At 67.1% G+C, this 20,715-nt stretch carries 19 protein-coding genes and 1 pseudogene; 12 read left to right on the top strand and 8 right to left on the bottom strand.

The window, feature by feature from the left end; translation table 11 throughout:
- Positions 1 to 12: 12 nt before the first annotated feature.
- Positions 13 to 1,011 carry an AraC family transcriptional regulator gene (locus I8E28_RS08400; RefSeq protein WP_200787539.1) on the bottom strand — a complete coding sequence of 333 codons (999 nt, stop codon included), beginning with the start codon at positions 1,009 to 1,011 and terminating at the stop codon, positions 13 to 15.
- 303 nt (positions 1,012 to 1,314) lie between these two features.
- On the opposite strand from I8E28_RS08400, the gene I8E28_RS08395 reads away from it, so the two are divergent.
- The 3 genes from I8E28_RS08395 to I8E28_RS08385 all read left to right on the top strand — a co-directional run bounded on the left by I8E28_RS08395 (position 1,315) and on the right by I8E28_RS08385 (position 5,821).
- Positions 1,315 to 2,340: an NADP-dependent oxidoreductase gene (locus I8E28_RS08395; RefSeq protein WP_200787538.1), complete on the top strand. Its 1,026-nt coding sequence runs from the start codon at positions 1,315 to 1,317 to the stop codon at positions 2,338 to 2,340.
- 239 nt (positions 2,341 to 2,579) lie between these two features.
- On the top strand, positions 2,580 to 3,980 hold the full coding sequence (locus I8E28_RS08390) for a mercuric reductase (protein ID WP_200787537.1): 1,401 nt from the start codon (positions 2,580 to 2,582) through the stop codon (positions 3,978 to 3,980).
- 32 nt (positions 3,981 to 4,012) lie between these two features.
- Entirely contained in the window at positions 4,013 to 5,821 is a 1,809-nt protein-coding gene (locus I8E28_RS08385) for a glutamine--tRNA ligase/YqeY domain fusion protein (protein WP_200787536.1), read from the top strand.
- A 40-nt stretch (positions 5,822 to 5,861) separates the two neighbouring features.
- Here the strand turns inward: I8E28_RS08385 and I8E28_RS08380 are convergent, their stop codons facing one another.
- The 4 genes from I8E28_RS08380 to msrB are packed head-to-tail and all read right to left on the bottom strand — an operon-like array spanning position 5,862 to position 9,035.
- Positions 5,862 to 7,106 carry an MFS transporter gene (locus I8E28_RS08380; RefSeq protein WP_200787535.1) on the bottom strand — a complete coding sequence of 415 codons (1,245 nt, stop codon included), beginning with the start codon at positions 7,104 to 7,106 and terminating at the stop codon, positions 5,862 to 5,864.
- A complete protein-coding gene (locus tag I8E28_RS08375) occupies positions 7,106 to 8,023 on the bottom strand; it encodes an NADP-dependent oxidoreductase (protein WP_200787534.1) in 918 nt (305 codons plus the stop codon). Before I8E28_RS08375 ends, I8E28_RS08380 begins: the two co-directional genes overlap by 1 nt.
- A complete protein-coding gene (gene msrA, locus I8E28_RS08370) occupies positions 8,020 to 8,589 on the bottom strand; it encodes a peptide-methionine (S)-S-oxide reductase MsrA (protein WP_200787533.1) in 570 nt (189 codons plus the stop codon). The genes I8E28_RS08375 and msrA overlap by 4 nt, the downstream gene beginning before the upstream one ends.
- Entirely contained in the window at positions 8,586 to 9,035 is a 450-nt protein-coding gene (gene msrB / locus I8E28_RS08365; protein ID WP_200787532.1) for a peptide-methionine (R)-S-oxide reductase MsrB, read from the bottom strand. The genes msrA and msrB overlap by 4 nt, the downstream gene beginning before the upstream one ends.
- Positions 9,036 to 9,306: 271 nt before the next feature.
- On the opposite strand from msrB, the pseudogene I8E28_RS08360 reads away from it, so the two are divergent.
- A pseudogene (locus I8E28_RS08360) lies at positions 9,307 to 10,131 on the top strand (isocitrate lyase/PEP mutase family protein); the annotation flags it as partial.
- A gap of 660 nt (positions 10,132 to 10,791) precedes the next feature.
- Complete coding sequence (locus I8E28_RS08355) at positions 10,792 to 11,457, top strand: response regulator transcription factor (RefSeq protein WP_200787530.1); 666 nt, start codon at positions 10,792 to 10,794, stop codon at positions 11,455 to 11,457.
- 38 nt (positions 11,458 to 11,495) lie between these two features.
- On the opposite strand, the gene I8E28_RS08350 is transcribed toward I8E28_RS08355, so the two are convergent.
- The gene (locus I8E28_RS08350) at positions 11,496 to 12,455 is read right to left on the bottom strand and encodes an AraC family transcriptional regulator (protein ID WP_200787529.1); all 960 of its coding nucleotides are present in this window, start codon (positions 12,453 to 12,455) and stop codon (positions 11,496 to 11,498) included.
- 363 nt (positions 12,456 to 12,818) lie between these two features.
- On the opposite strand from I8E28_RS08350, the gene I8E28_RS08345 reads away from it, so the two are divergent.
- The 6 genes from I8E28_RS08345 (at position 12,819) to I8E28_RS08320 (ending at position 17,048) form a co-directional block, all read left to right on the top strand.
- On the top strand, positions 12,819 to 13,397 hold the full coding sequence (locus tag I8E28_RS08345; protein ID WP_200787528.1) for a ferritin-like domain-containing protein: 579 nt from the start codon (positions 12,819 to 12,821) through the stop codon (positions 13,395 to 13,397).
- A gap of 6 nt (positions 13,398 to 13,403) precedes the next feature.
- On the top strand, positions 13,404 to 13,814 hold the full coding sequence (locus I8E28_RS08340) for a c-type cytochrome (protein WP_200787527.1): 411 nt from the start codon (positions 13,404 to 13,406) through the stop codon (positions 13,812 to 13,814).
- Positions 13,815 to 14,071: 257 nt separating this feature from the next.
- On the top strand, positions 14,072 to 14,908 hold the full coding sequence (locus I8E28_RS08335; RefSeq protein WP_200787526.1) for a phytochrome family protein: 837 nt from the start codon (positions 14,072 to 14,074) through the stop codon (positions 14,906 to 14,908).
- Positions 14,881 to 15,258 (top strand): sensor histidine kinase, encoded by a 378-nt coding sequence (locus I8E28_RS08330; protein ID WP_200787525.1) that lies wholly within the window; start codon positions 14,881 to 14,883, stop codon positions 15,256 to 15,258. The genes I8E28_RS08335 and I8E28_RS08330 overlap by 28 nt, the downstream gene beginning before the upstream one ends.
- Positions 15,259 to 15,508: 250 nt before the next feature.
- Positions 15,509 to 16,603, top strand: coding sequence for a sensor histidine kinase (locus tag I8E28_RS08325; protein ID WP_200787524.1), 1,095 nt, complete (start codon positions 15,509 to 15,511; stop codon positions 16,601 to 16,603).
- A gap of 46 nt (positions 16,604 to 16,649) precedes the next feature.
- Entirely contained in the window at positions 16,650 to 17,048 is a 399-nt protein-coding gene (locus tag I8E28_RS08320; RefSeq protein WP_200787523.1) for a response regulator, read from the top strand.
- A 126-nt stretch (positions 17,049 to 17,174) separates the two neighbouring features.
- Here the strand turns inward: I8E28_RS08320 and I8E28_RS08315 are convergent, their stop codons facing one another.
- Complete coding sequence (locus I8E28_RS08315) at positions 17,175 to 18,482, bottom strand: amino acid permease (protein ID WP_200787522.1); 1,308 nt, start codon at positions 18,480 to 18,482, stop codon at positions 17,175 to 17,177.
- Between the two features lie 191 nt (positions 18,483 to 18,673).
- On the opposite strand from I8E28_RS08315, the gene I8E28_RS08310 reads away from it, so the two are divergent.
- Positions 18,674 to 19,150, top strand: coding sequence for a response regulator (locus tag I8E28_RS08310; RefSeq protein WP_200787521.1), 477 nt, complete (start codon positions 18,674 to 18,676; stop codon positions 19,148 to 19,150).
- A gap of 18 nt (positions 19,151 to 19,168) precedes the next feature.
- Here the strand turns inward: I8E28_RS08310 and I8E28_RS08305 are convergent, their stop codons facing one another.
- Positions 19,169 to 20,707 (bottom strand): CoA-acylating methylmalonate-semialdehyde dehydrogenase, encoded by a 1,539-nt coding sequence (locus I8E28_RS08305; protein WP_275403453.1) that lies wholly within the window; start codon positions 20,705 to 20,707, stop codon positions 19,169 to 19,171.
- Positions 20,708 to 20,715 lie beyond the last annotated feature (8 nt).

The following is a 20,715-nucleotide window of genomic DNA, read 5'->3' as shown; positions in this document are numbered from 1 at the left end:
GTTGAAGGCGAGCTAGTTTGCGCCTGCGCCGGCCCGGACGGAGCGGCTTGCGCGTGCTGCGCTCGGGGGCGTGCCCATGATCCGCTTGTAAGCGCGGCTGAACGAGGCCTCCGACTCGTAGCCCAGGCGATCCGCGGCGACGCTGACGCGGATCCCGTCGCCGGCGATCCATGCGCTCGCCTGGAACATTTTCAGGCGAGCGATGTACCGGCCGGGTGTCTCGCCGAGAGCCGCCTTGAATGCGGCCGTGAACCCGGAGCGCGAGCCGCCCCCCAGCCGGGCGAGCTCGGGCACGGTCCAGTTTCGTACGGGGTCGGCGTGGATCGCCGCCAACGCCTTCCCGATGACCGGACAGCGCAGGGCCGCAATCCAGCCCGTGGTCCGGCTGCACACGCATTCGACCCACGCGCGGATGGTCGTCGCGGCGACCACATCCGCCATCCGCGCCAGGATGCCGCAGGCGCCGACGCGCTGGCGGGCGACCTCACGTTCCATTGCGTCGAGCAGCGCGGGCACCGTCGCATCGCGACTAGCCAGCTCGCCCGCGCGCACCACGCCCGGCATCAATGCCAGCAGCGGGTGTCGCGCGTCGAGGTTGAAGCGCATCGACGCGCAGAAGATGGCATGCGTCGCGTCATCGGGGCTGTCGTCGCCGGCACCCACAAGAGGGATCGCACCTGCCGCGACGGGCGCCTGCGGCAGGTGCGCGACATCGGTCGCCGGGACATCCGTCGAGCTCGCCAGGATGTGGGCTTCGCCGCGCGGCAGCAGGACCGCATCGCCCTGTTGCAGTTGCACCCAGTCGGCTTCCCCCGCGCGCAGCCAGCAGTCGCCTGATGCGATGAAGTGGAAGCGCGCCTCCGGCTGGGCCGCGAATGCCACAGCCCACGGCGCGCGGAGTCGGCATCGGCGGTGCTCGAGACCGTCCAGCCTCAGGTTCAGCAGGACCTCCGTCAGCGGGTCGGGGCCACGTTCGGAGGTGCCAAGCAATTTGGCTTTTCTGCCATTCATCGCGACGAATGCTATTCGTAGGCTGCCGACCTCACTCACTCCAAGGCTTCCGGTCCATGCCATCACCGTGCACTGCGCGCATCGCCCACGCATCCAGTCCCAGACCGTCCGTCACCCTGGCAGCGCACTGGGTGGCCGTCGGCTCACCCAGTCCCGGCGCCTTCGCGCTCGCTACTGCTGGATACCTGCCTGCGAGCTTGCCGACCACCGGGGCGGCGCGCCAGGCTCTCACCGTGACTGCGTTGGTCGCCGCGGGCACCACGCCCGTCATCCGCGCCGCGCAGCACCGTCAGGAGGCTCCCAATGCCTGAACGCGTCAACCGTCGCATCATCCTGGCCGCACGGCCAAGCGGGTTCCCGAGCCTGCGGGATTTCCGCTTGGTCACCGAACCGGTGCCAGCGCCCGCAGACGGTGAAGTGCTTTTGCAGACCGTGTCCCTCTCGCTCGACCCGTACATGCGCAACGTCATGGAGGAAGTCGGGCCTGGCTATGCGCCCCGCGTCGAGCTGGGCGCTCCGATGGTGGGAGCGACGGTCAGCCGCGTGGTGGCATCGCGCCACCGCGGCATGCGCGAAGGCGATCTGGTGCTGGCAGCCGCAGGTTGGCAGGACTATGCCGTTTCCGACGGCACCGGGCTGACCGTCATCGACGACATGCGCCAGCCTTCCCATGCGCTCTCCGGACTTGGCATGCCGGGGTTCACGGCGCACGTCGGGCTGCTGGATATCGGCAAGCCGCGCCAAGGCGAGACAGTGGTCGTGGCGGCCGCTACGGGGGCCGTCGGCTCGATTGCCGGCCAGCTGGCGAAGCTCGCGGGAGCGCGCGTCGTGGGCGTCGCCGGCGGGCCCCTGAAGTGCGCGCATGCGGTGCAGGTGCTCGGGTTCGATGCGTGCATCGATCGCCACGACCCGCGCTTCGCGGTGAACCTGAGGGACGCCTGCCCAGACGGCATCGACGTGTATTTCGAGAACGTGGGCGGAGCGGTGCTGCTGGCCGTGCTGCCGCTGCTGAGCATTGGTGCGCGGGTTCCGCTGTGCGGGTTCGTGGCGCACTACAACGGGGCCGGCACGCCCGGCGGCGAGGACCACATGCCGGCGCTGCTGGCTGCCCTGCTCCAGAAGCGCGTGCACATGCAGGGGTTCATCATCCTGGACCACTATGGCGCGCGCTTCGGCGCATTCCAGCAGCACATGCGGCCACTGGTCGACGATGGCTCGATCCGGATCGACGAGGCGGTGGTTGCCGGCCTCGAGAATGCGCCCTCTGCGTTCCTCGACATGTTGGCAGGACGTCACTTGGGCAAGGTCGTGGTGGCGGTCGCGGATTGAGGGGACATCTGTTCCTTCGAAATTCCGCAGCCATTCGGAGCGGCTCGATGGCAGACGCACCCGTGGTGGCGGGGGCGCGTTGTCGTCATCCGCAAACCTGGAGGGCTGGCAATGTGTCCGGGAGTCCGGATTGCGTGCCCCGTCGTCGGACATGAGCTGATGCAACGCCCAAGCTTCTCGACTTCTGCAATGTGGACGCTACATTGAGTCTTGCCGGAAAGGACGATGGAGGACACAGCTTGCAGCCTGAGCAATGGGACGCGATAGTCATCGGAGCTGGTCAAGCGGGGCCCGCCCTCTCTGCGCGCCTGGCCAAGGCGGGGCTGCGGGTGGCACTGGTGGAGCGCCAGCGGTTGGGCGGCACCTGCGTCAATACCGGCTGCACGCCCAGCAAGACTCTCATCGCCAGCGCTGCGGTCGCGCATCTGGTAGCGCGGGCGCATGAGTTCGGGGTGAACGCCCGACCACCTGCCAGTGCCGATTACCGCGCCGTCCTTGAAAGGGTGCATGCGGTTTCGGACGAATCGCGCGCCGGCCTCGGCACCTGGCTGGCCAGCATCGGCGGCCTCACCGTGATCCTGGGGAATGCGCGCTTCGTTGATTCCGATACCGTATCCGTGGGTAAGCGCCAATTGAGAGCTCCCCGCATCTTCCTGAATGTGGGATGTCGGCCGGTGGAACCGCCGTGGGCTCGCGCGGCTGGAGTGCAATTCCTCACCACCGACACCTTTTTCGACCTCCGGGAACTGCCGTCCGACTTGCTGATCGTCGGTGGCGGCCCCGTGGGACTGGAACTCGGACAGGCTCTGCAAAGGCTGGGCAGCAATGTCACCGTCGTCGAGCGCGCGGCCAGGCTGTTGCCTCGTGAAGACGAGGACGCCGCCAAAGTCATCCAGGACTCTCTCGTCGCCGACGGGGTTCGCTTTTTCCTTTCTGCAGATTGCTTCCATCTCGAACGAGGTTCGACCGGCCCTTGCCTGACGTTTCTGCAGGGTCGAGATCGTGTTGGGGTAGAGGGAAGCCACGTCCTCGTGGCGGTCGGCCGCCAGCCCAACACGGCTGACCTCGGGCTCGACGAGGCCGGCGTCGCGGTCGACGAGCGCGGGTTCATCAAGACGGATGGCCAGTTGAGGACAACGCAGCCAGGCGTCTGGGCATTGGGTGACGCGAACGGCCGCGGAGCGTTCACACATACGTCGTGGAATGACTACGAGATCGTTGCCGGCGCGGTGCTGGACGGTGAACAGCGAAGCGTCGAAGGTCGAGCCGCGCGCTATGCGGTGTTCACCGATCCACCCCTCGCGCGCATCGGTGCGTCGACGCAAGAGGCCTCGCGCACCGGCAAAGGCGTCCTCACGGGAGTGATGCCAATGACCCGGGTCAGGCGCGCCGTGGAACGCGGGGACACCCGCGGCTTCATGCGTGTTCTCGCCGACGCAGACACCGGCCAGGTCCTGGGCGCCACTTTCGTCTGCGCCTCGGCTGACGAAGTGATCCACCCCCTGGTCAACGCGATGAGCACGGGAACCACCGTGCGGCAGTTGGCGGCCATCCCGGCCATCCACCCCACGATCAGCGAACTCGTCCCGACCCTCCTGCAGCAGCTCCAGCCCTTGGCGAGTGCCATCTCGCCGGCCTGAGCGGCTTGGTCGCGCGTCGTCTTACGCAAATCATGGGCCTGTTCGAGTCGACCTTGCCGCGTTCAACCACCCCATCGGGTTCGCCGGCTGCGCCCGGAAACTTCCTTCGCCAGGCGGTTGGCCATGACGTCGCGATCGGCACCTATTCCTCCCGCCGCTGGGGTGGGGGTCCTGGGGACGCGCGCCATCACGCCGGCGGCGAGCTGGACTGGGCCCGGATCCGCACCCGGTTTCCGCCCGAGCCGAACGGCTACCTGCACATCGGCCACGCCAAGAGCATCAGCGTGAATTTCGGACTGGCACGGGACTACCAGGGTGCCTGTCACCTGCGCCTGGACGACACCAATCCCGACAGGGAAGACCTCGAATATGTCGAGTCCATCAAGGACGCGGTCCAGTGGCTGGGTTACGACTGGGAGGCAGGCGGCGCCCGCCACCTGTACCAGGCCAGCGACTACTTCGATTTCATGTACCGCGCGGCCGAATATCTCATCGAGGCGGGACTGGCGTACGTGGATGAGCAGAGTGCCGAGCAGCTCCGCACCCATCGTGGGGATTTCACCCGCCCCGGCCTGGATAGCCCATTCCGGAACCGCAGCGCCGCGGAAAACCTGCACCGGTTTCGCGAGATGCGGGACGGAAAGCTGCCCGAGGGAGCCGCCATCCTGCGCGCCAGGATCGACATGGCGAGTCCCAACATCAATCTGCGCGATCCGGCCCTGTACCGGATCAAGTACGCGCACCACCACAACACCGGCAACAAGTGGTGCATCTATCCGATGTACACGTTCGCGCATCCCATCGAGGACGCGCTGGAGAACATCACCCACAGCATTGCGACGCTGGAGTTCGAAGACCAGCGGCCCTTCTACGACTGGCTCCTGTCCCATCTGGCACGAGGCGGTCTCATCAACAGTCCGCCCCCGCGGCAATACGAGTTCGCCCGGCTGAACCTGACCTATGTGGTGACCAGCAAGCGCAAGCTCAAACAGCTGGTCGATGAAGGGCACGTGGATGGCTGGGACGACCCCCGGATGCCCACGATCGTGGGTCTGCGGCGTCGCGGCTGCACACCAGGAGCACTCCAGCTCTTCGCGGAACGGATCGGGGTCAGCAAGGCGGACAGCTGGATCGACTACTCCGTGCTCGAAGGTGCGTTGCGAGACGACCTGGAACCTACAGCCACTCGCGCCATGGCGGTGTTGGACCCCGTTCGCCTCGTCATCAGCAACTGGGACGACGTCATGGGGGCGGGCCATCTGGAATCCTGTTCGGCATGGCTCCATCCCCGGGCACCGGAGCGGGGCGAGCGCAAGTTCTTCTTCGGGCGCGATCTCTGGGTCGAGCGTGCGGATTACTCCGACTCACCGAGTCCGGGATTCTTCCGCCTGGCCCCCGGAAACATCGTGCGGTTGAAGTCCGGTTACGTGGTGCGATGCACGGGTGCAGTCAGGACGGGCGCCGGGGAACTGGCCGAGATCCACGCCGAGGTACTGCCGGAGACCAAGAGCGGTACGCCAGGTGCGGCCGTCAAGGTCAAGGGGACGATCACGTGGGTAAGCGCCGCGGATGGTGTCCAGGCGGAAGTCCGCCTGTATGAGCGCCTGTTCACTGTTCCGCAACCCGGCGGCGGCCACGACTCCCTGGACGAACTCCATCCTGCCAGTGCCAGGCGCGTCAGGGCCTACGTCGAGCCCTCACTCGGCCAGGCGGCGCCCGAGCAGCATTTCCAGTTCGAGCGCCTGGGTTACTTCGTGGCGGACAGGGTGGACCATGCACCGGGCCACGGCAAACTTGTCTTCAACAGGATCACGAGCCTGAAAGAGACGTTCACCGGCTAGAGACAAGGTGGGGCCACCTCGCTCCGGTCCGCAGCGCTGCTCACGCCCTGCTGGCGATCGGGCCCTCGCTGGTGACGATCGCAGTCGTGTCGATGCGCGGATTTCGCGCGCCGAGCACAGTGATCAACGTGGCGACGATGGCCAGCCCGCCGTATCCGAGGGCAATCTGCGGCAGCGAGAAGGTGTTGGACAGTCGGCCCGAGATGAGACTGGGGAAGGCCGCACCGCTGTAGCAGAGCAAGTAGATCGCGCTGAAGATCGGCGCGCGGTCGGCCGGAGCGCCGCCGTGCAGAAGGCCACGGATGGCCGCGCTGATCGCGATGCCCTGGCCGGCGCCCGCGACGATGGTTGCGATGATGAACAACACCAGTGTGCCCGCGACGATGGCGGTGATGATGCCCATCATTCCGGCCAGGAAGATGATCATGCCGATGCGTTGGGCCACCGCGGATGTGAAGCGGCCGCCAATGGGAGCACCGAGAACGCTGGGAGTCATGTAGGCAGCAAAGACCAGCCCGAGGATGAGCGGGCTGCGCGTGTGCAGTTGATCTTCAACCAGCGCGGGGACGAACGCTTGGTAGAAGGCTCCGGTCGACCAAGTGGCCAGGAACACCGCTGCGGCGACCGGGAGCAGGGGCTTCACCCGGGCCGGGATGCGGACGCAGGGTCGAAGCGAGTGCCAGGCGCCCGGCGTCGGAGTTGCTGTTTCCGGGCTGAAGGCGATGAGACCAGCAGAGAGCAACAGGCAGCCGACGCAAACCAGGTAGATGAGATCACGTGGCCAGGCGCCGAATTCCACCAGGGCGCCGGAGGCGATGGCGCCGATGGTGAGGCCGAGCATCGGTCCTTGGCTGGAGGCGACGGAGGCCAGCCATTCGGGCTTGCCGGGCGCGGCGTCGACGATGTAGGCGCTCAGGCTGCTGCTGGCCAACCCGGTACCGACGCCCACCAGGAACCGGCCGGCCAGCAAGGTTTCGATGTCGTGCACGGCCAGCAGCAGCAAGGAGCCCAGCAGGATCACCCCGAGGCTGGCGATCGCAGCGTGCCGGCGGCCCAGATGGTTGGAGAGCCGCCCCAGCAGCAACAGCGCGGCGATGGTGCCGATGGAGTACGTGACGACAGCCATCGAGATGTTTGCGTTGGTCAACCCGTCCTCCGCGCGGTAGATGTTGTACAGCGGGATGGGGGCGGCCGCCGCGGCAAACGCGACCACGAGGGAGACGACCGCGGACCGGAACGCGGTTCCCAACGCGGGGGGCAGGCCCGCTCGCTCTTCCCGCGCCATCACAAGCCGACCTGGATGATCGTCTTCCCCGAACGTCGCGCGGTCGGGTTGAAGGCGGCGACGGCCTCGTCGAGGGTCGCGATGGTGCCGATGTTCGCCCGCAGCCGTCCATCCCGCAGCCGCTGGACGATCTCGGCCAGTTCGGCACGGTCGGACTCGACCACGAAGTCCACCGCCAAGCCGTCGGATGGCCGCGCCTCGACCGCCCCGACGATGGAGACCAGCGTTCCCCCGGCCCGGACCAGGCGAGCGGATCGCCTGCCGATGTCGCCGCCGATCAGGTCGAACACCAGATCGACCTGGCCGATGTCTTCCAGAGCCTCGTTGTCGAGGTCGATGAACTCGTTGGCTCCGAACTCGAGCGCCGTCCGGCGGTCGGCGGCGCGGCCGGTGCCGATGACGTAGGCCCCAAACTCACGTGCGAGTTGCGTCACCATCGACCCGACAGCTCCGGCCGCACCATGCGCAACGACGCTCTGCCCTGCCCGAAGGCGGCCGTGCACGAACAATCCCTGCCACGCGGTCAAGCCCGAGATGGGCAAGCTCGCGCCCACCGTGAAGGCGACGTCGCCCGGCAGCGGCGCAAGATTGCGCGCCTCGACAGCGACGAGCTCCGCCAAGGTGCCGTCGCGATACCAGTCGGTGAGGCCGAACACCCGCTGTCCCACCGACAGTCCCGTCGTGCCATAGCCGACGGCGGTGACCACACCCGCCAGCTCATGCCCGGGGATCGAGGGTGTCCGGTCACGGCCGAGGCGATCCGCCCAGGTCGAAGGCCAGCCCAGTTCGGTGCCGACGAACCCGGACGCATGAACCCGGACGACGACGTCGTTGATTGCTGCCTTCGGCTCGGGCCGCTCCACCAGTTGCATCCCGGCCGTTCCCGCAGCCCGGTCCGTCACAACGATTGCTTTCATCGCGCCACCTTCATGTGTTGATGTCCTCGCCTGCACGGCAGCCGATCTGCCTGCGGCCTACCGTCGGCATCGATCTTGGGAAGCACCCAGTCCGGGCGGATGTAGTGGCAGGTGTAGCCGTTCGGCCTGCGCTCGAGATAGTCCTGGTGCTCCGGCTCTCCTTCCCAGAAATCACCGGCCGGCAGCACCTCCGTCACGACCTTCCCCGGCCACAAGCCAGTGGCGTCCACTTCCGCAATGGTGTCTTCGGCGATGCGCTTCTGGTCCTCGCTGGTGTGGAAAATCGCAGACCGATAGCCGGCACCGGTGTCGTTGCCCTGCCGGTTCCTGGTCGAGGGATCGTGCAGCTGGAAGAAGAACTCCAGCAGCTCGCGGAATCCGATCCTTGCGGGATCGAAGATGACCTCGATGGCTTCAGCGTGCGTGCCGTGGTTGCGGTACGTCGCGTTGGGGACGTCACCGCCCGAATACCCGACGCGCGTTGCAATGACGCCATCACGGCGGCGGAACAACTGCTGCATCCCCCAGAAGCAGCCACCGGCAAGGATCACGCGTTCGCCGGTCATACGGACTCCTGGACGAGGTCAAGGTAGGCGCCGTAGCCCTCGGCCTCCATCTGCTCACGCGGGATGAAGCGAAGGGACGCGGAATTGATGCAATACCGAAGGCCACCGCGGTCGGGGGGGCCGTCGGGAAACACGTGCCCGAGATGGCTGTCACCGTGCAAGGATCGGACTTCCGTGCGCGACATGCCATGGCTCACGTCCGTCGACTCCTTGACGTGCCTGCCTTCGATGGGCCTCGTGAAGCTGGGCCAGCCGCATCCGGACTCGTACTTGTCCGTGGAGGAAAACAGCGGCTCGCCCGAAACGATGTCGACGTAGATCCCTGGCTGCTTCGTGTGCAGGTAGCTCCCAGTCCCTGGACGTTCGGTCCCGTTCTGCTGGGTGACCCGGTATTGCTCGGGCGTGAGGTTGGCAATCACGCCCGCATCCTTGCGAAATTCATGCATGGAGAACCTTTCTGGGCAGTACGGTCGATCCCTCGAGAGCCGCAAGGCTGTCTACGAGGCGTCAGGGAAATTCTGGCCAGATTCCCCGTTTCCGCGTCCAGCAAATGTGTCCACGCGTCCCTGGCGAGCGAGCCGCGCAATGCACAGCTGCAGGTCGATTTCAGGAAGCTGGGAGACATCCGGCGGACTTCCGGACGCGCGTGGCGTCGTACCGTGTGGACACGCCGCCAGTGCTCGCCATCGGGAGCCGCTGGTGCCCAGGAGGACTTCCATGACACCGCAAGCAACCGGCATCGTCCAACGTCGCCGCGCCTTTCGTGAACTGCACCGGACCGGATGCTTCGTCATGCCGAATCCATGGGACCGAGGCAGCGCACGGTACCTGCAAGGCCTGGGCTTCAAGGCCTTGGGGACCACGAGCGCCGGCGCAGCCTGGTCGCTAGCACGCGCCGACGGAACACTATCCCTGGACGATGCGCTCGACCACTTGCGCGACATCGTCCAGGCCACCGCCATTCCGGTCGACGCCGACTTCCAGTCCGGCTTCGCGCAAAGTGCGGCGGGGATCGCGGACAACATCCGCAAGGCCGTGGACACCGGGGTCGCAGGAATCTCGCTCGAGGACGGCAGTGGCATTGCCTCCAATCCGGTCAGGGACCTCGGCTCCTCCGTGGCAAGGCTCCAGGTCGCACGTGCCGTGCTCGACGAGTACGGCCCAGATGCACCGCTCCTGGTTGGACGCGCCGGGAACTTCCGGGTTGGGCGTCCCGACCTGGAGGACATCATCCTGCGCCTGCAGGCTTATGCGGGCGCGGGGGCCGACGTCCTCTGTGCGCCTGGCGTCTCGACGCGCGAGGAAATCGCAGCGCTTGTCGATGCCGTCCACCCCACGCCGCTGGACGTGCTCGTGCGCTCCGACACGGCTTTGACGTTCGACGACATCGCCTCCCTCGGGGTGCGGCGCATCAGTGTCGGGGCAGCGCTCGCGCGCAGCGCCTGGGGCGGTTTCATGCGCGCCGCGCAGTCGATCGCCGAGGATGGCCGGTTCGACTTCGGCAGGCCTGCGAGCGGCAAGGAGCTGAACTCCTTCTTCAAGCTCGGTACCGAAACGCTCTCCACGGTCAACGCGCACATCCTGGGCCGCGTCGAGTTTCGCCTGGGAGAAGGCCCCCTCCTCGAGATTCGGCGAGGCCTGGTCGAAATCACGTTCTCCCCGGGTGATGCCGTGTTCGCCTGGTCGGAGGGCAGTTCGCGTGAGGAGGCCGCCATGCCGTTCGCGAATTTCTGCCGCTACGTCTCCGACGGAGCCATTGTCCTGGTGGAGTCTTGAGCTGATTGCACGCAGGCCGCCTGAAGCAAAAAACGCGATCCAGACGCGGCGGCCAACCCAGCCTGCGTTCAGGCTGGATTTAACTTCGCATTGCATCCTGAGAGGTTCAACCGCACCCTGGTGCCGGAGTCCGAAGTCCTGTTCGGCGCTGTGTCGCCACCCACGCTGGCCATTCGGCCCTGGACGGCAACCGACCTCGGGCGGCTAACCAGCATCGGAAGGCAACTCGCCGCCGGGGGAAAGACCATCTGGTCCTCCTCGCAGCGACTCGGATGCACTTGGTGCACCGTCGGTCTCGATTTCTCCGGACCGGGCGGACAACCTTCGGCCTGCGGGGCAACGCTTCTTGCGACAGCGCGGATCGGTCATGCACGGTGAAGTTGGCGGCGACGTGAGAGAGAACGAGCGATTGAGGCAGTGCTGTCGATGAAGGTGCTGATTGTCGAAGACGACCCGCAGCTTGGTCGTCTGCTTGGGGAGATCCTGCAAGCGAGCCGCTACACGGTCGTACGCGCGGTGACATGCGCGGCGGCCAGCGACGCTCTCGCCGGGAGCGGCTTTGACCTTGTCGTACTGGATCTCGGGTTACCAGACGGAGCTGGCCTGGACCTGTTGCGATCGTGGCGCCGGGCCGGGTTCCGGGAACCGGTGCTGATCCTGTCCGCCCGCGACTCCGCGGAGGACAAGGTCGCGGGACTCGACGCCGGTGCAGACGACTATCTGGGGAAGCCGTTCGACCTGCATGAACTCCACGCGCGAGTGCGATCGCTGGTCCGCAGGCATTCCCTGGCACGGAGTGCCGTCCTGGAACACGCCGGCATCGAGATGCACCTGCACTCGGGCGTCGTGGTCGTCCGTGGGGAAGCCGTTGACCTGACCCAGCGTGAATATGCCGTCCTGGAGGTCTTCATGCACAACCCGGGCCGGGTGTTGCCTCGGAAACTGATCTCCGAGAAGGTGTGGTCTTCGAACTATGACGTGGACGCGAACCTGCTGGACGTCTACATGGGACGCATCCGGAGCAAGCTTGAAAAGGCCGCAGGCCGGCAGCTCTTCAAGACTGTCAGGGGCGTCGGCTACCAACTCGTCTAGCGTTCCCGGTGGATAGCTCCGCGCGGGTCGTGGCGACGTCACTCCTGCGCCGGGAGGCCGCGGCGCACCTCGGAAGGGTCCATCCCATAGCTCTTCCGGAATGCCTTGATGAAGCTGCTGCGACTGGCGTAGCCGGCGTTGTGGGCGATGAGTTCGATCGCCAGGCCACTCCCTTTCAGCTGCGACATCGCCTGCCTGAGCCGGAGTTCTCGAAGCACCTGCATGGGCGCTTTGCCAACGGCGCTGCTGAATCGGGCCACGAAGGCAGAGCGGCTGAGGCAGGCCAGATGGGCAAGGCTCTCGAGGGAGTGGTCGTCTCCCGGGCGCATGGCCATTGCGGCGAAAGCCCGGGCAACCAGGGGGTCGCCGAGGACGGAGAGGTGCTCCACCCATGCATTCATGGAAACGAGGGACCGGCGCAGGAGCTGGACGACGACCTGCTTCAACAAGGCGGCGCTCATCGCGCCGCTTCCGATTTCCTGCGTGACGAGTTCGGCGAGCGCTGCCTGCAGCTTGGTGTCGACCTGGTCTTCGGCACTGAACTGCTCGAAGATCGGCTCCGTCAGCCCGGCAAAGAGGTCCGCGCACGCGCCGTAGGTCGCGTGGAAGTAGCCGCACACGAGGATCAGCGATGGCTCCTCCTCAGTTCCCGCCGTGACCCTTCGCACCACGTCCGGCGATCGGGTGGGCGTTCGGCCGTTGATCGACAGCAGGCCGGAATAACCGTGACGACCTTCGACCTCGATGCGGAACAGCGAGCTCGCGGGAACAACGATCAGGGTGTGCGGCATCAATGGAATGGGCTCCCCACCGTCCACGATGGCGCGACCTTTGCCGACCAGGTTGTAGTGGAGTCCAGGCGCGTTCACGCCGCCCAACTCCAGGGCGTATCCCATGCTGACCAGGCACTCGGTGAGCGCCACGAACTTCACCTCCAGGGTTCCCAGCAGGGTCTCGAGATCCGTCGGAGAAATGCGCAGGACCGGATGTTCGTTCAAGCTGCTGACTCCCGTGGCCCTGGTGTGGTGGCGTGTCCCAGCCCCAATGGTACGTATCCCTCGCCAGCCTGTTCCGCACCTGCGCGCCCGTCGACAAAAGCTACCGGGCTCCTGGATTTTCCAGGACCGCCGAGCACATCGAGCGTCGACCCGGCTGGAGTGCGCGCCGGCTTGTTCCTGGAGTCCTGCAAACGCACCCCTGCATCCATTTCGACGCCACGCTTCAGCCGGAGGCGAGCAGCCCCCGCTAGATTCAAACGCCGGCGGGTGCAACCGTGGCACGCGCGCGAACCGGGAGCTGCAGTCACACCGACTGCGGCATGGAACCCACGGCAAGTTTCAACCATCGAAGGAGCGCTGGAAATGTCTTCACACGTGAACCATGGAATCGAGCAGCAGCCGCGCCGGGTGTTCCTCGGCTTGGCAGGGCTGGGCCTCATCGCCGCCTCCACATCCGCAGTTGCGGCCGGAGCGAAGGCGAAGACAAAGGACGTCTCCAACGACGCGTCGGTGATGCAGGTGGCCCTCGCACTCGAACACGAAGGCATCGCCGCATACCGGATTGCCGGAAGCAGCGGACTGCTCAAGCCCGGCACCCTCAGGATTGCGCAGGTGTTCAGGGGGCACCACGAACAGCATCGGGACTCGCTGGCCTCACTCATTGCCAAGACGGGGGGCAAGCCGGTGCAGCCGCTGTCGGACGACCAGTACGTCGAGGCGCTCAATTTGGGGGCGCTCAAGACCGAGGGCGACGTGGTCGCTCTTGCGACAAGGCTCGAGCAGGGAGCAGCCAGCGCCTATGTCGGCCAGGTCGCCGCGCTGCGCGACCCGAAGCTCGCGCAGCTTTTCAGCAACCTCGCTGCAGATGAAGCGGTGCACTGGACGACGCTGAACAACGCGCAAGGCCTGGAGATCCGTTCCAGGGCGTACCTCTTCGGCTGAACGAGCATGCAACGCAGTTCATTGCTGGCGGCCAGCGTCTTGATCCCGCTGGCGAGCCTTGGCGGCTCCCCATTGCCTGTCGCGGCGCAGGGTGCCCAAGGGGCGAGCAACGGCCAGGCCTTGTTCGAATCCAGGTGCGCCGCCTGTCATTCGCTCGACGCGAACCGCGTCGGCCCGATGCTGCGCGGCGTCATGGGTCGCAGGGTCGCATCGGTTGCCGGCTACGACTACTCCGACGCCCTCAAGCGCGCGAAGGGCCGCTGGGATGAGCGACGCCTGAGGATGTGGCTGCAGGATCCGCAATCCGTGGCACCCGGCACAAAGATGGCGTTCTCCCTGGCATCTGCCACCGATCGTGACGCGGTGATCCGGTACCTGTCTTCCACGACTTCGCCGTCGGGTGCGGCGCAGCGATGACGTCCAGGAACGGCGCGCTTTCAGGTCCGATTTAGCTTCGGACGGCATGCTGGCAGTCCAGCGGATTCACGCCGAGTCATGCCAATGAAGGTGTACCCACGGAAAGCCGGAGTTCGACGTGCGAGATCTTCTCGCACCCACAACGTGCTCGACAAGAAAGTCGGCAACGGAGTGTCAGAGGACCATCGTCGCCCCGGAACGAAGTCCATCTCTGTCGACGTGACAGGTGACCAGACGCCGGCGCAGAGGAACTCCCCTTGACGGCACGAAACGCAGGTCCCGACTCGACCGGAGATGAAGAACAGGATCTCCTCCATCAGCTCCCTGGACAGATCGCTGTCGTCGGGCTGGGCGGGAGGATCGTGGCAGCGAACGCAAACTGGGGAAGGACGCAACGGCCGCGCAGCATCGGCGGTTCCGCAGGACTGACAAACCTGCCCGAGTCCGCGCAGGCCGGCCGAGTCGGAGACGCAGATGCCTGCGCGGCCTTCGAGGGCGTCACGGGCGTGCTGGTCGGGGAGCGTTCCGAATTCGCGATGGTCTTTTGCTGCGCGGGGTTTCAGCGCCATGAGGACACGTGGTTCCGCATGCGGGTCAAGCCGATCCGGTGGAAGGGTGCCGACGCGGCCTTGGTGGTGCATCTGGACATCACCCGTGAGGTGTTGGCGCTCGACGAGGCCGTGGCGCTCAACGTCGATCTCGAGCGGCGGGTGCAGCGAAGGACGCGGCAGCTGCAGGCCGCCAACCGCGAACTCGAGGCGTTCTCCATGTCGGTGTCACATGACCTGAAGGCCCCGCTGGCCGCAATCGACACCATCACCTACGTCCTGTCCGAATCCCTGAAAGATCGCCTGGAACCGCACGAGCGCTTCTACATGGAGCGGGTGCGCAGCGGATGCGCCGAGATGAAGGCCCTGGTCGACGCGATGCTGCAGTTGCATGAGATCGCCCACGAGCAGCCCCTCACCCTCGCGGCCGCGGACCTGTCGCGGATTGCGGAAGGCATCGTCGAGGAACTGCGTGCAAATGAACCCGCCCGTCCGGCCCAGGTCCGGATGAGCCCGGCATGTCGGTGCAATGTGATCCGGCCCTGATCGCGATCGCCCTCCGGAACCTGATCGGCAATGCCTGGAAGTTCTCCGCGAAGAAGGAACTAACCCGCATCGAGGTCTGCATTGACGAACGCACCGGGTCGCATGTGGTCCTGCGGGTGTCGGACCAGGGAGCAGGCTTCGACCCACGCTTCGCCGAGAGGCTGTTCGCGCCTTTCGGCCGCCTTCACCATTCGGCGGATTTCCCGGGAACCGGGATCGGCCTGGCCAGCGTGGCCCGCGTCGTGCGCCGGCACGGCGGCACCATCCGGGCCGAATCGACTCCCGAAGAAGGTGCAACGTTCTGGATCACGTTGCCACAGGGCTCGTCCTTTGCGGAGTCGCAACGGTAAAGAGGAGGCAGCAGCAAATCCAGCTCGTTCGGCTGGGTGCGGGTGAAGTTGCCTGGCCACCTTTGCGGGACGCGTGAACACAGTCGCATGTTGCCTTGGGCGCAGCCACCTGCGAACAATGGTCCGACGACACGGTGTCGTGGAGAAAGGCGATCGATGAAGGCGATTGTTATGGCCGAACGGGTTGCGGACATCGCCGGCCCGCGCTCCCGCGAACGCCTCCCTCGCGCGCGCGCGCAGGAGAGTGGGAATGAGACCTGAGCAATTCGGATTGCCGGGGCTGGCTGCGGCCGCCGGCGCAACCTGGACGGTGGAGATCGAAAGCGGGCGGGTGCTGTGGTCCGAGCAGGCTCGGTTGCTCCACGAAGTCCCGGCCGGCTACAACCCGACGGTCTGGGAGGCGCTCGAAGCGATCGAGCCCGAGGACCGGGCGCCCCTGTTTGCAGCGGCCCTGGCCTGCGTGACGGGGGGACGGCCGTTGCGCCAACTGGTCACGCTGCGCACGCCGCGCAGCGGACGCAAGCGCGTGCTGCTGGAGGGCGCGCGGTCGACCGGGCCGCACGGAGGCCTGACGCTGGCAGGAACCCTTTCACCGGTGCAATGCCCGATCGGCGAGGTACCGTCGTCTTCCGACGCACAGGAGCTGCTTGCGCAACTTCGGGAGTGGGAGCTTCTCGGGCACGGGCTCTCACACGACCTGCGCGCACCTGCGGCCGCGGTGCACGGCTTCGCCCTGGCTCTCATGTCCGCGGAGGACGGCCTGAGCGATCGCGGGAAGCACCACGTCCGCCGCATCGCCGCAGCAGGCAAGCGCGTGGAAGGCCTGCTCGATTGCATCCTGCAGTTCGCCCATCTCTCGTCCCAGCCCTTGCGGCCCCAGTTCGTGGACCTCAGTCGCCTCGCGGAGAAGAGCCTCGCAGCGCTCCGCGAAACAGACTCCCACCGACGCGTGGACGTGCGGATCGATCCGGAGATGCGGGCCTATGGCGACGCCTCGCTGCTGCGGCTGGTCGTCCACAACCTGCTGGACAACGCCTGGAAATTCACGAGTCGTCAACTCGAGGCGACGATTCACTTCTCACTCGAGCAGTACGACCTGCGCCAGGTGTACTGCGTGCGCGACAACGGCTGCGGGTTTCGCGCGGACGAGGCCTCGCGGCTCTTCGTGCCATTCCAGCGGCTGCATTCGCGCGAGCAGTTCGATGGCAGCGGCATGGGCCTGGCGCTGGTTCGCCGCGCCGTCGAAAGGCACGGCGGCATGGTGTGGGCCCATTCGGTGCCGGGTCAAGGCGCCAGCTTCTGGTTTGGGCTGCCGTCCCGCATCGGCCAGTCTGGGCCACCCTGATCCGGGAACGAACGCGATGCCTTTCCTGGCACCCGAAGGATTGATCATGGCGAACGCCGTTTCCCGCGATGCGCTGAATATCCTCATCGTCGACGACAACACCGATGCCGCGCACATGCTGTCCATGCTGCTCGAACTGGAAGGTCACAGCACCGTGGTCGCCCACGACGGGCTGGACGCACTCGAGGCGGCTTCGGCGGCCAGGTTCGACGCCGTCCTGCTCGACTTGGGCATGCCGGTCATGGACGGATTCCAGGTCGCCGCCGCATTGCGAGAGCTCGATCCCGCGCCGGCGCTGATCGCGTGCACGGCGTGGAGCGATCCGCAGACGCGCCGGAGGACGGAGTCCCTGGGCTTCCGCGCCCATCTGGTCAAGCCAGTCGGCCTGCGCTCGTTGCAGCACGCACTTGGCGCAGTCGCGGCGGGGAAGGACACTGCGCACTGACTCGCGTTCCATCGCGCCGCGCGATGTCCGCGCGCCTACTACACCGTCGAAAGAGGCCTGGCCGGCCGCTGAGCCGTACCGGATCGAGCCTGATGCGGCGCTGCCGGTCGAGTGAAGAGCGCCAGCTCAGCCCACCGCCGATGGGCGCACCAGCGCGTACAGCGCCAGGATCCCGAGCAGCAGTCCGCCGGCCAGCGCCGGCGCGTGCCAATCACTGCTGGACATCCGGAATCCGATCAGCGCGACGCACAAGACCATGCCGGCGGCGGGCACCCAGCGAGGCACTTCGAACCGTCCCGGCGGATCGTCCACGCGCCTTTGCAGCACGAACAAGGCGCCGTTGACGACGGCAAACACACCCAGCAGCAACAGCACCGCAGCCGAGGCCAGGTTGGCGACACTGCCCAGCAGCCCCAGCGGCAGGAGGATCGCGAGCAACGCGATGGTGGCCAGGTGCGGCGTGCGAAAGCCGTGGTGCACGCTGCCGAGCCTGCGCGGCAGCAAGCCCTGCTGGGCCATGCCATAGACCAGCCGTGAACTGGTGATGTAGTTCACCAGCGCCGTGTTCGCCACGGCGAAGAGCGTGATCGCCGTGAAGACGAGGGGCGGGATGGCGGGCGCGGCGCGTGCCATCACCTCGGTCAGCGGGCCGGGCGCCTGCGACAGGTCCTGCCACGGCACGACCGAGACCGCGGTGATCGCGACCGCGACATAGATCGTGGCGCCGACCAGCATCGCGGTGACCAGCGCGATCGGCACCGTCCGCTGGGGGTCGCGGCATTCCTCGGCGACGTTGAGGGTGTCCTCGAAGCCGATGTACGCGAAGAACGTCAGCACCGCGCCTTGCATCACCAGCAGCACGGCGGGTTCGCCGCCGGCGGACGCGGGCATCTCCAGCAGGTCGACGGATCCCCAGTACCGAAGGCCGACCGCGATCACCAGCAGCAGGCCGCCCGCTTCCACGAGCGTGAAGACGACGTTCACCCACATCGACTCGCGGATGCCGCGCAGGACCAGCGACGCGACCACCAGCAGGAAGCCCGCCGCCGCGGCCCGCGGCGGCATCGACGCCCCCGGAAGCAAGGCCACGAGGTTGCCCGCGAACACCTGCGACTGGGTGGCGACGGAAGCCAGGCCGGAGCACACGACGGCCAGGCCGACGACGAAGCTGAGCAACGGCCGTCCGTACGCCTTCTGCGTCACGAACGCGGCGCCGCCCGCGCGCGGATGGCGCGAGCCCAGGGACGCATACGACAGCGCCGTCAGCAGGGCAGCCGCCATCGCCACCAGGAACGACGCCCAGACCAGGTTGCCGACCTGTCCGGCGGCCTGGCCGACCAGCCCGTAGATGCCGGACCCCAGCATGCTGCCCAGCCCGTACAGCGTGAGCTGGAACGGGCCGATGGACCGGATCAGGGCGGGCGCGGGCTGCACCGGGCACAGTATCTGCCCCCGCTGCCTCGCGAGTCCCGGCGCATGGCTGGGGCAAGCAGCGTGCCGGGCGTCAACATCGCCGCAAGCGAACAAATTCTTTCGCGCGGCGGCTGGCCGGCACTTGCGCGGCACCGGGCCGGCGAGTCCACTGGTCGGCGGCCCTTCCCTGCCGGGCCGTAAGGAGTGCACCCTTGCAGCGTGTTCTTGTCGCCGACAGCCACCGGGACTGTCGCGAGTCCCTGGCCGAACTCCTGGCCATGGACGGGGACCTGGTGGCCCACGCCGCCTCGTTCGAAGAGGTCCTGCAGGCCATGAACGCGGAGGACTTCGATTTCCTCCTGGTCGACTGCCGGCTGGATGGGGCCTCTGCGTTCCTGCTGGAGGGCCTGGGCGAGCGTTGCAGGGGAAGGCTGGCGATCACGGTGACCTCGACGGACGACCCGGCGGTCGGCAGGTTCACTGCCGCTGGCGTCGCGGTCCTGCCCAAGCCGCTCGACCACCGGCTGCTGCGCAAGTTGATCGATTGCCCGCTGCTGCGGCTGGTGATGCTCTGCGCGGAGCAAGGCTTCCGGCCGCAACTGAAAGTGGACTGGCTGCCGCAATCGTCAACGCGCACCGGTGCGGCAGCTGCTGAAGTTCGCGGATCGCAGGCCCCGGGCGCACGCTGACGCCCGGCCCGCCCGCCGTCACTTCGACGTCGGCATCACGAACTCGGCGCCCTTGCCGATGCTCTCGGGCCAGCGCTGCATCACCGACTTCTGCTTCGTATAGAAGCGCACGCCTTCCTCGCCGTAGGCATGCATGTCGCCGAACAGGCTCTTCTTCCAGCCGCCGAACCCGTGCCACGCCATCGGCACCGGGATCGGCACGTTGATGCCGACCATGCCGACCTGCACGCGGCGCGAGAACTCACGCGCCACGTGGCCGTCGCGCGTGAAGCAGGCGACGCCGTTGCCGTAGTCGTGCGAGTTGATCAGCTCCACGGCTTCCTTCAGGTCCTTCACGCGCACGCAGCCCAGCACGGGGCCGAAAATCTCGTCCTGGTAGATCTTCATCGACGGCTTGACGTCGTCGAACAGCGTGCCGCCCATCCAGAAGCCGTTGTCGCAGCCCGCGCCGGCCTTGGCGCCCTGGAACGCGCGCCCGTCGACGACCAGCTTGGCGCCTTCCTTGGCGCCCTGCTCGATGTAGCCGGCGATGCGCTGGCGCGCGACGTCGGACACGATCGGGCCCATCTCGGCATCCGACTCGGTGCCGTTCTTGATCTTCAGCGCGCGCGTGCGCTCCGCCAGCACCGGCAGCAGCTTGTCGGCGGCCGAGCCCACCAGCACGCCCAGCGAGATCGCCATGCAGCGCTCGCCGGCGGAACCGAAGGCCGAGCCGATCAGCGCGTCGGCCGCCTGCTCCATGTCGGCGTCGGGCATGACGACCATGTGGTTCTTCGCGCCGCCCAGCGCCTGCACGCGCTTGCCGTGCCGCGCGCCGGTCTCGTAGATCTTCTGCGCGATGGCCGTGGAGCCGACGAAGGAGATCGCCTGCACGTCCGGATGCTCCAGCAGCGCGTCGACGGCTTCCTTGTCGCCCTGCACGACGTTGAACACGCCGTCGGGCAGGCCGGCTTCCTTCAGCATCCGCGCCATCATCAGCGACGCCGACGGGTCCAGCGGGCTGGGCTTGAGGATGAAGCAGTTGCCCGCCGCGATGGCCACCGGGTACATCCACATCGGGACCATGCAGGGGAAGTTGAACGGCGTGACGCCGGCCACCACCCCCAGCGGCTGGCGCATCGTCCAGTTGTCGATGCCGGTGGAGACCTGCTCGGTGTAGTCGCCCTTGAGCAGTTGCGGGATGCCGCAGGCGAATTCCACGATCTCGATGCCGCGCGTGACCTCGCCCTGCGCATCGCTGAACACCTTGCCGTGCTCGGCGGTGATGGCGCGCGCCAGGTCGTCGCGGTGGCGGTTCAGCTGTTCGAGGAACCGGAACATCACGCGCGCGCGGCGCAGCGGCGGCAGGTCGGCCCAGGCCGGGAACGCGGCACGCGCGGACTCGACCGCGCGTGCGACTTCCGCAGTGCTGGCCAGCGCGACCTTGCCCGTCACCGTGCCGGTGGCGGGGTTGAAGACGTCGGCGGTGCGGCCGCTCTGGCCGGGGACGACGCGGCCGTCGATCCAGTGGTCGATGGAGGCCAGCGCGGCGGTGCGGGTGGGGTCGGGGGCGTTCATGCGCCCAG

The sequence above is a fragment of the Ramlibacter algicola genome (assembly GCF_016641735.1).
Taxonomy (GTDB): domain Bacteria; phylum Pseudomonadota; class Gammaproteobacteria; order Burkholderiales; family Burkholderiaceae_C; genus Ramlibacter; species Ramlibacter algicola.
Note: the sequence above shows the minus strand (reverse complement) of the source record. Positions and strands in the feature narration are given on the sequence as shown.

Excerpts from the sequence above, each read along its gene's own strand:
- I8E28_RS08400 (WP_200787539.1), bottom strand. The coding sequence starts at position 1,011 with ATGAATGGCAGAAAAGCCAAATTGCTTGGCACCTCCGAACGTGGCCCC.
- I8E28_RS08395 (WP_200787538.1), top strand. The coding sequence starts at position 1,315 with ATGCCTGAACGCGTCAACCGTCGCATCATCCTGGCCGCACGGCCAAGC.
- I8E28_RS08385 (WP_200787536.1), top strand. The coding sequence starts at position 4,013 with ATGGGCCTGTTCGAGTCGACCTTGCCGCGTTCAACCACCCCATCGGGT.
- I8E28_RS08380 (WP_200787535.1), bottom strand. The coding sequence starts at position 7,106 with ATGGCGCGGGAAGAGCGAGCGGGCCTGCCCCCCGCGTTGGGAACCGCG.
- I8E28_RS08375 (WP_200787534.1), bottom strand. The coding sequence starts at position 8,023 with ATGAAAGCAATCGTTGTGACGGACCGGGCTGCGGGAACGGCCGGGATG.
- msrA (WP_200787533.1), bottom strand. The coding sequence starts at position 8,589 with ATGACCGGCGAACGCGTGATCCTTGCCGGTGGCTGCTTCTGGGGGATG.
- msrB (WP_200787532.1), bottom strand. The coding sequence starts at position 9,035 with ATGCATGAATTTCGCAAGGATGCGGGCGTGATTGCCAACCTCACGCCC.
- I8E28_RS08355 (WP_200787530.1), top strand. The coding sequence starts at position 10,792 with ATGAAGGTGCTGATTGTCGAAGACGACCCGCAGCTTGGTCGTCTGCTT.
- I8E28_RS08345 (WP_200787528.1), top strand. The coding sequence starts at position 12,819 with ATGTCTTCACACGTGAACCATGGAATCGAGCAGCAGCCGCGCCGGGTG.
- I8E28_RS08340 (WP_200787527.1), top strand. The coding sequence starts at position 13,404 with ATGCAACGCAGTTCATTGCTGGCGGCCAGCGTCTTGATCCCGCTGGCG.
- I8E28_RS08330 (WP_200787525.1), top strand. The coding sequence starts at position 14,881 with ATGTCGGTGCAATGTGATCCGGCCCTGATCGCGATCGCCCTCCGGAAC.
- I8E28_RS08325 (WP_200787524.1), top strand. The coding sequence starts at position 15,509 with ATGAGACCTGAGCAATTCGGATTGCCGGGGCTGGCTGCGGCCGCCGGC.
- I8E28_RS08320 (WP_200787523.1), top strand. The coding sequence starts at position 16,650 with ATGGCGAACGCCGTTTCCCGCGATGCGCTGAATATCCTCATCGTCGAC.
- I8E28_RS08305 (WP_275403453.1), bottom strand. The coding sequence starts at position 20,707 with ATGAACGCCCCCGACCCCACCCGCACCGCCGCGCTGGCCTCCATCGAC.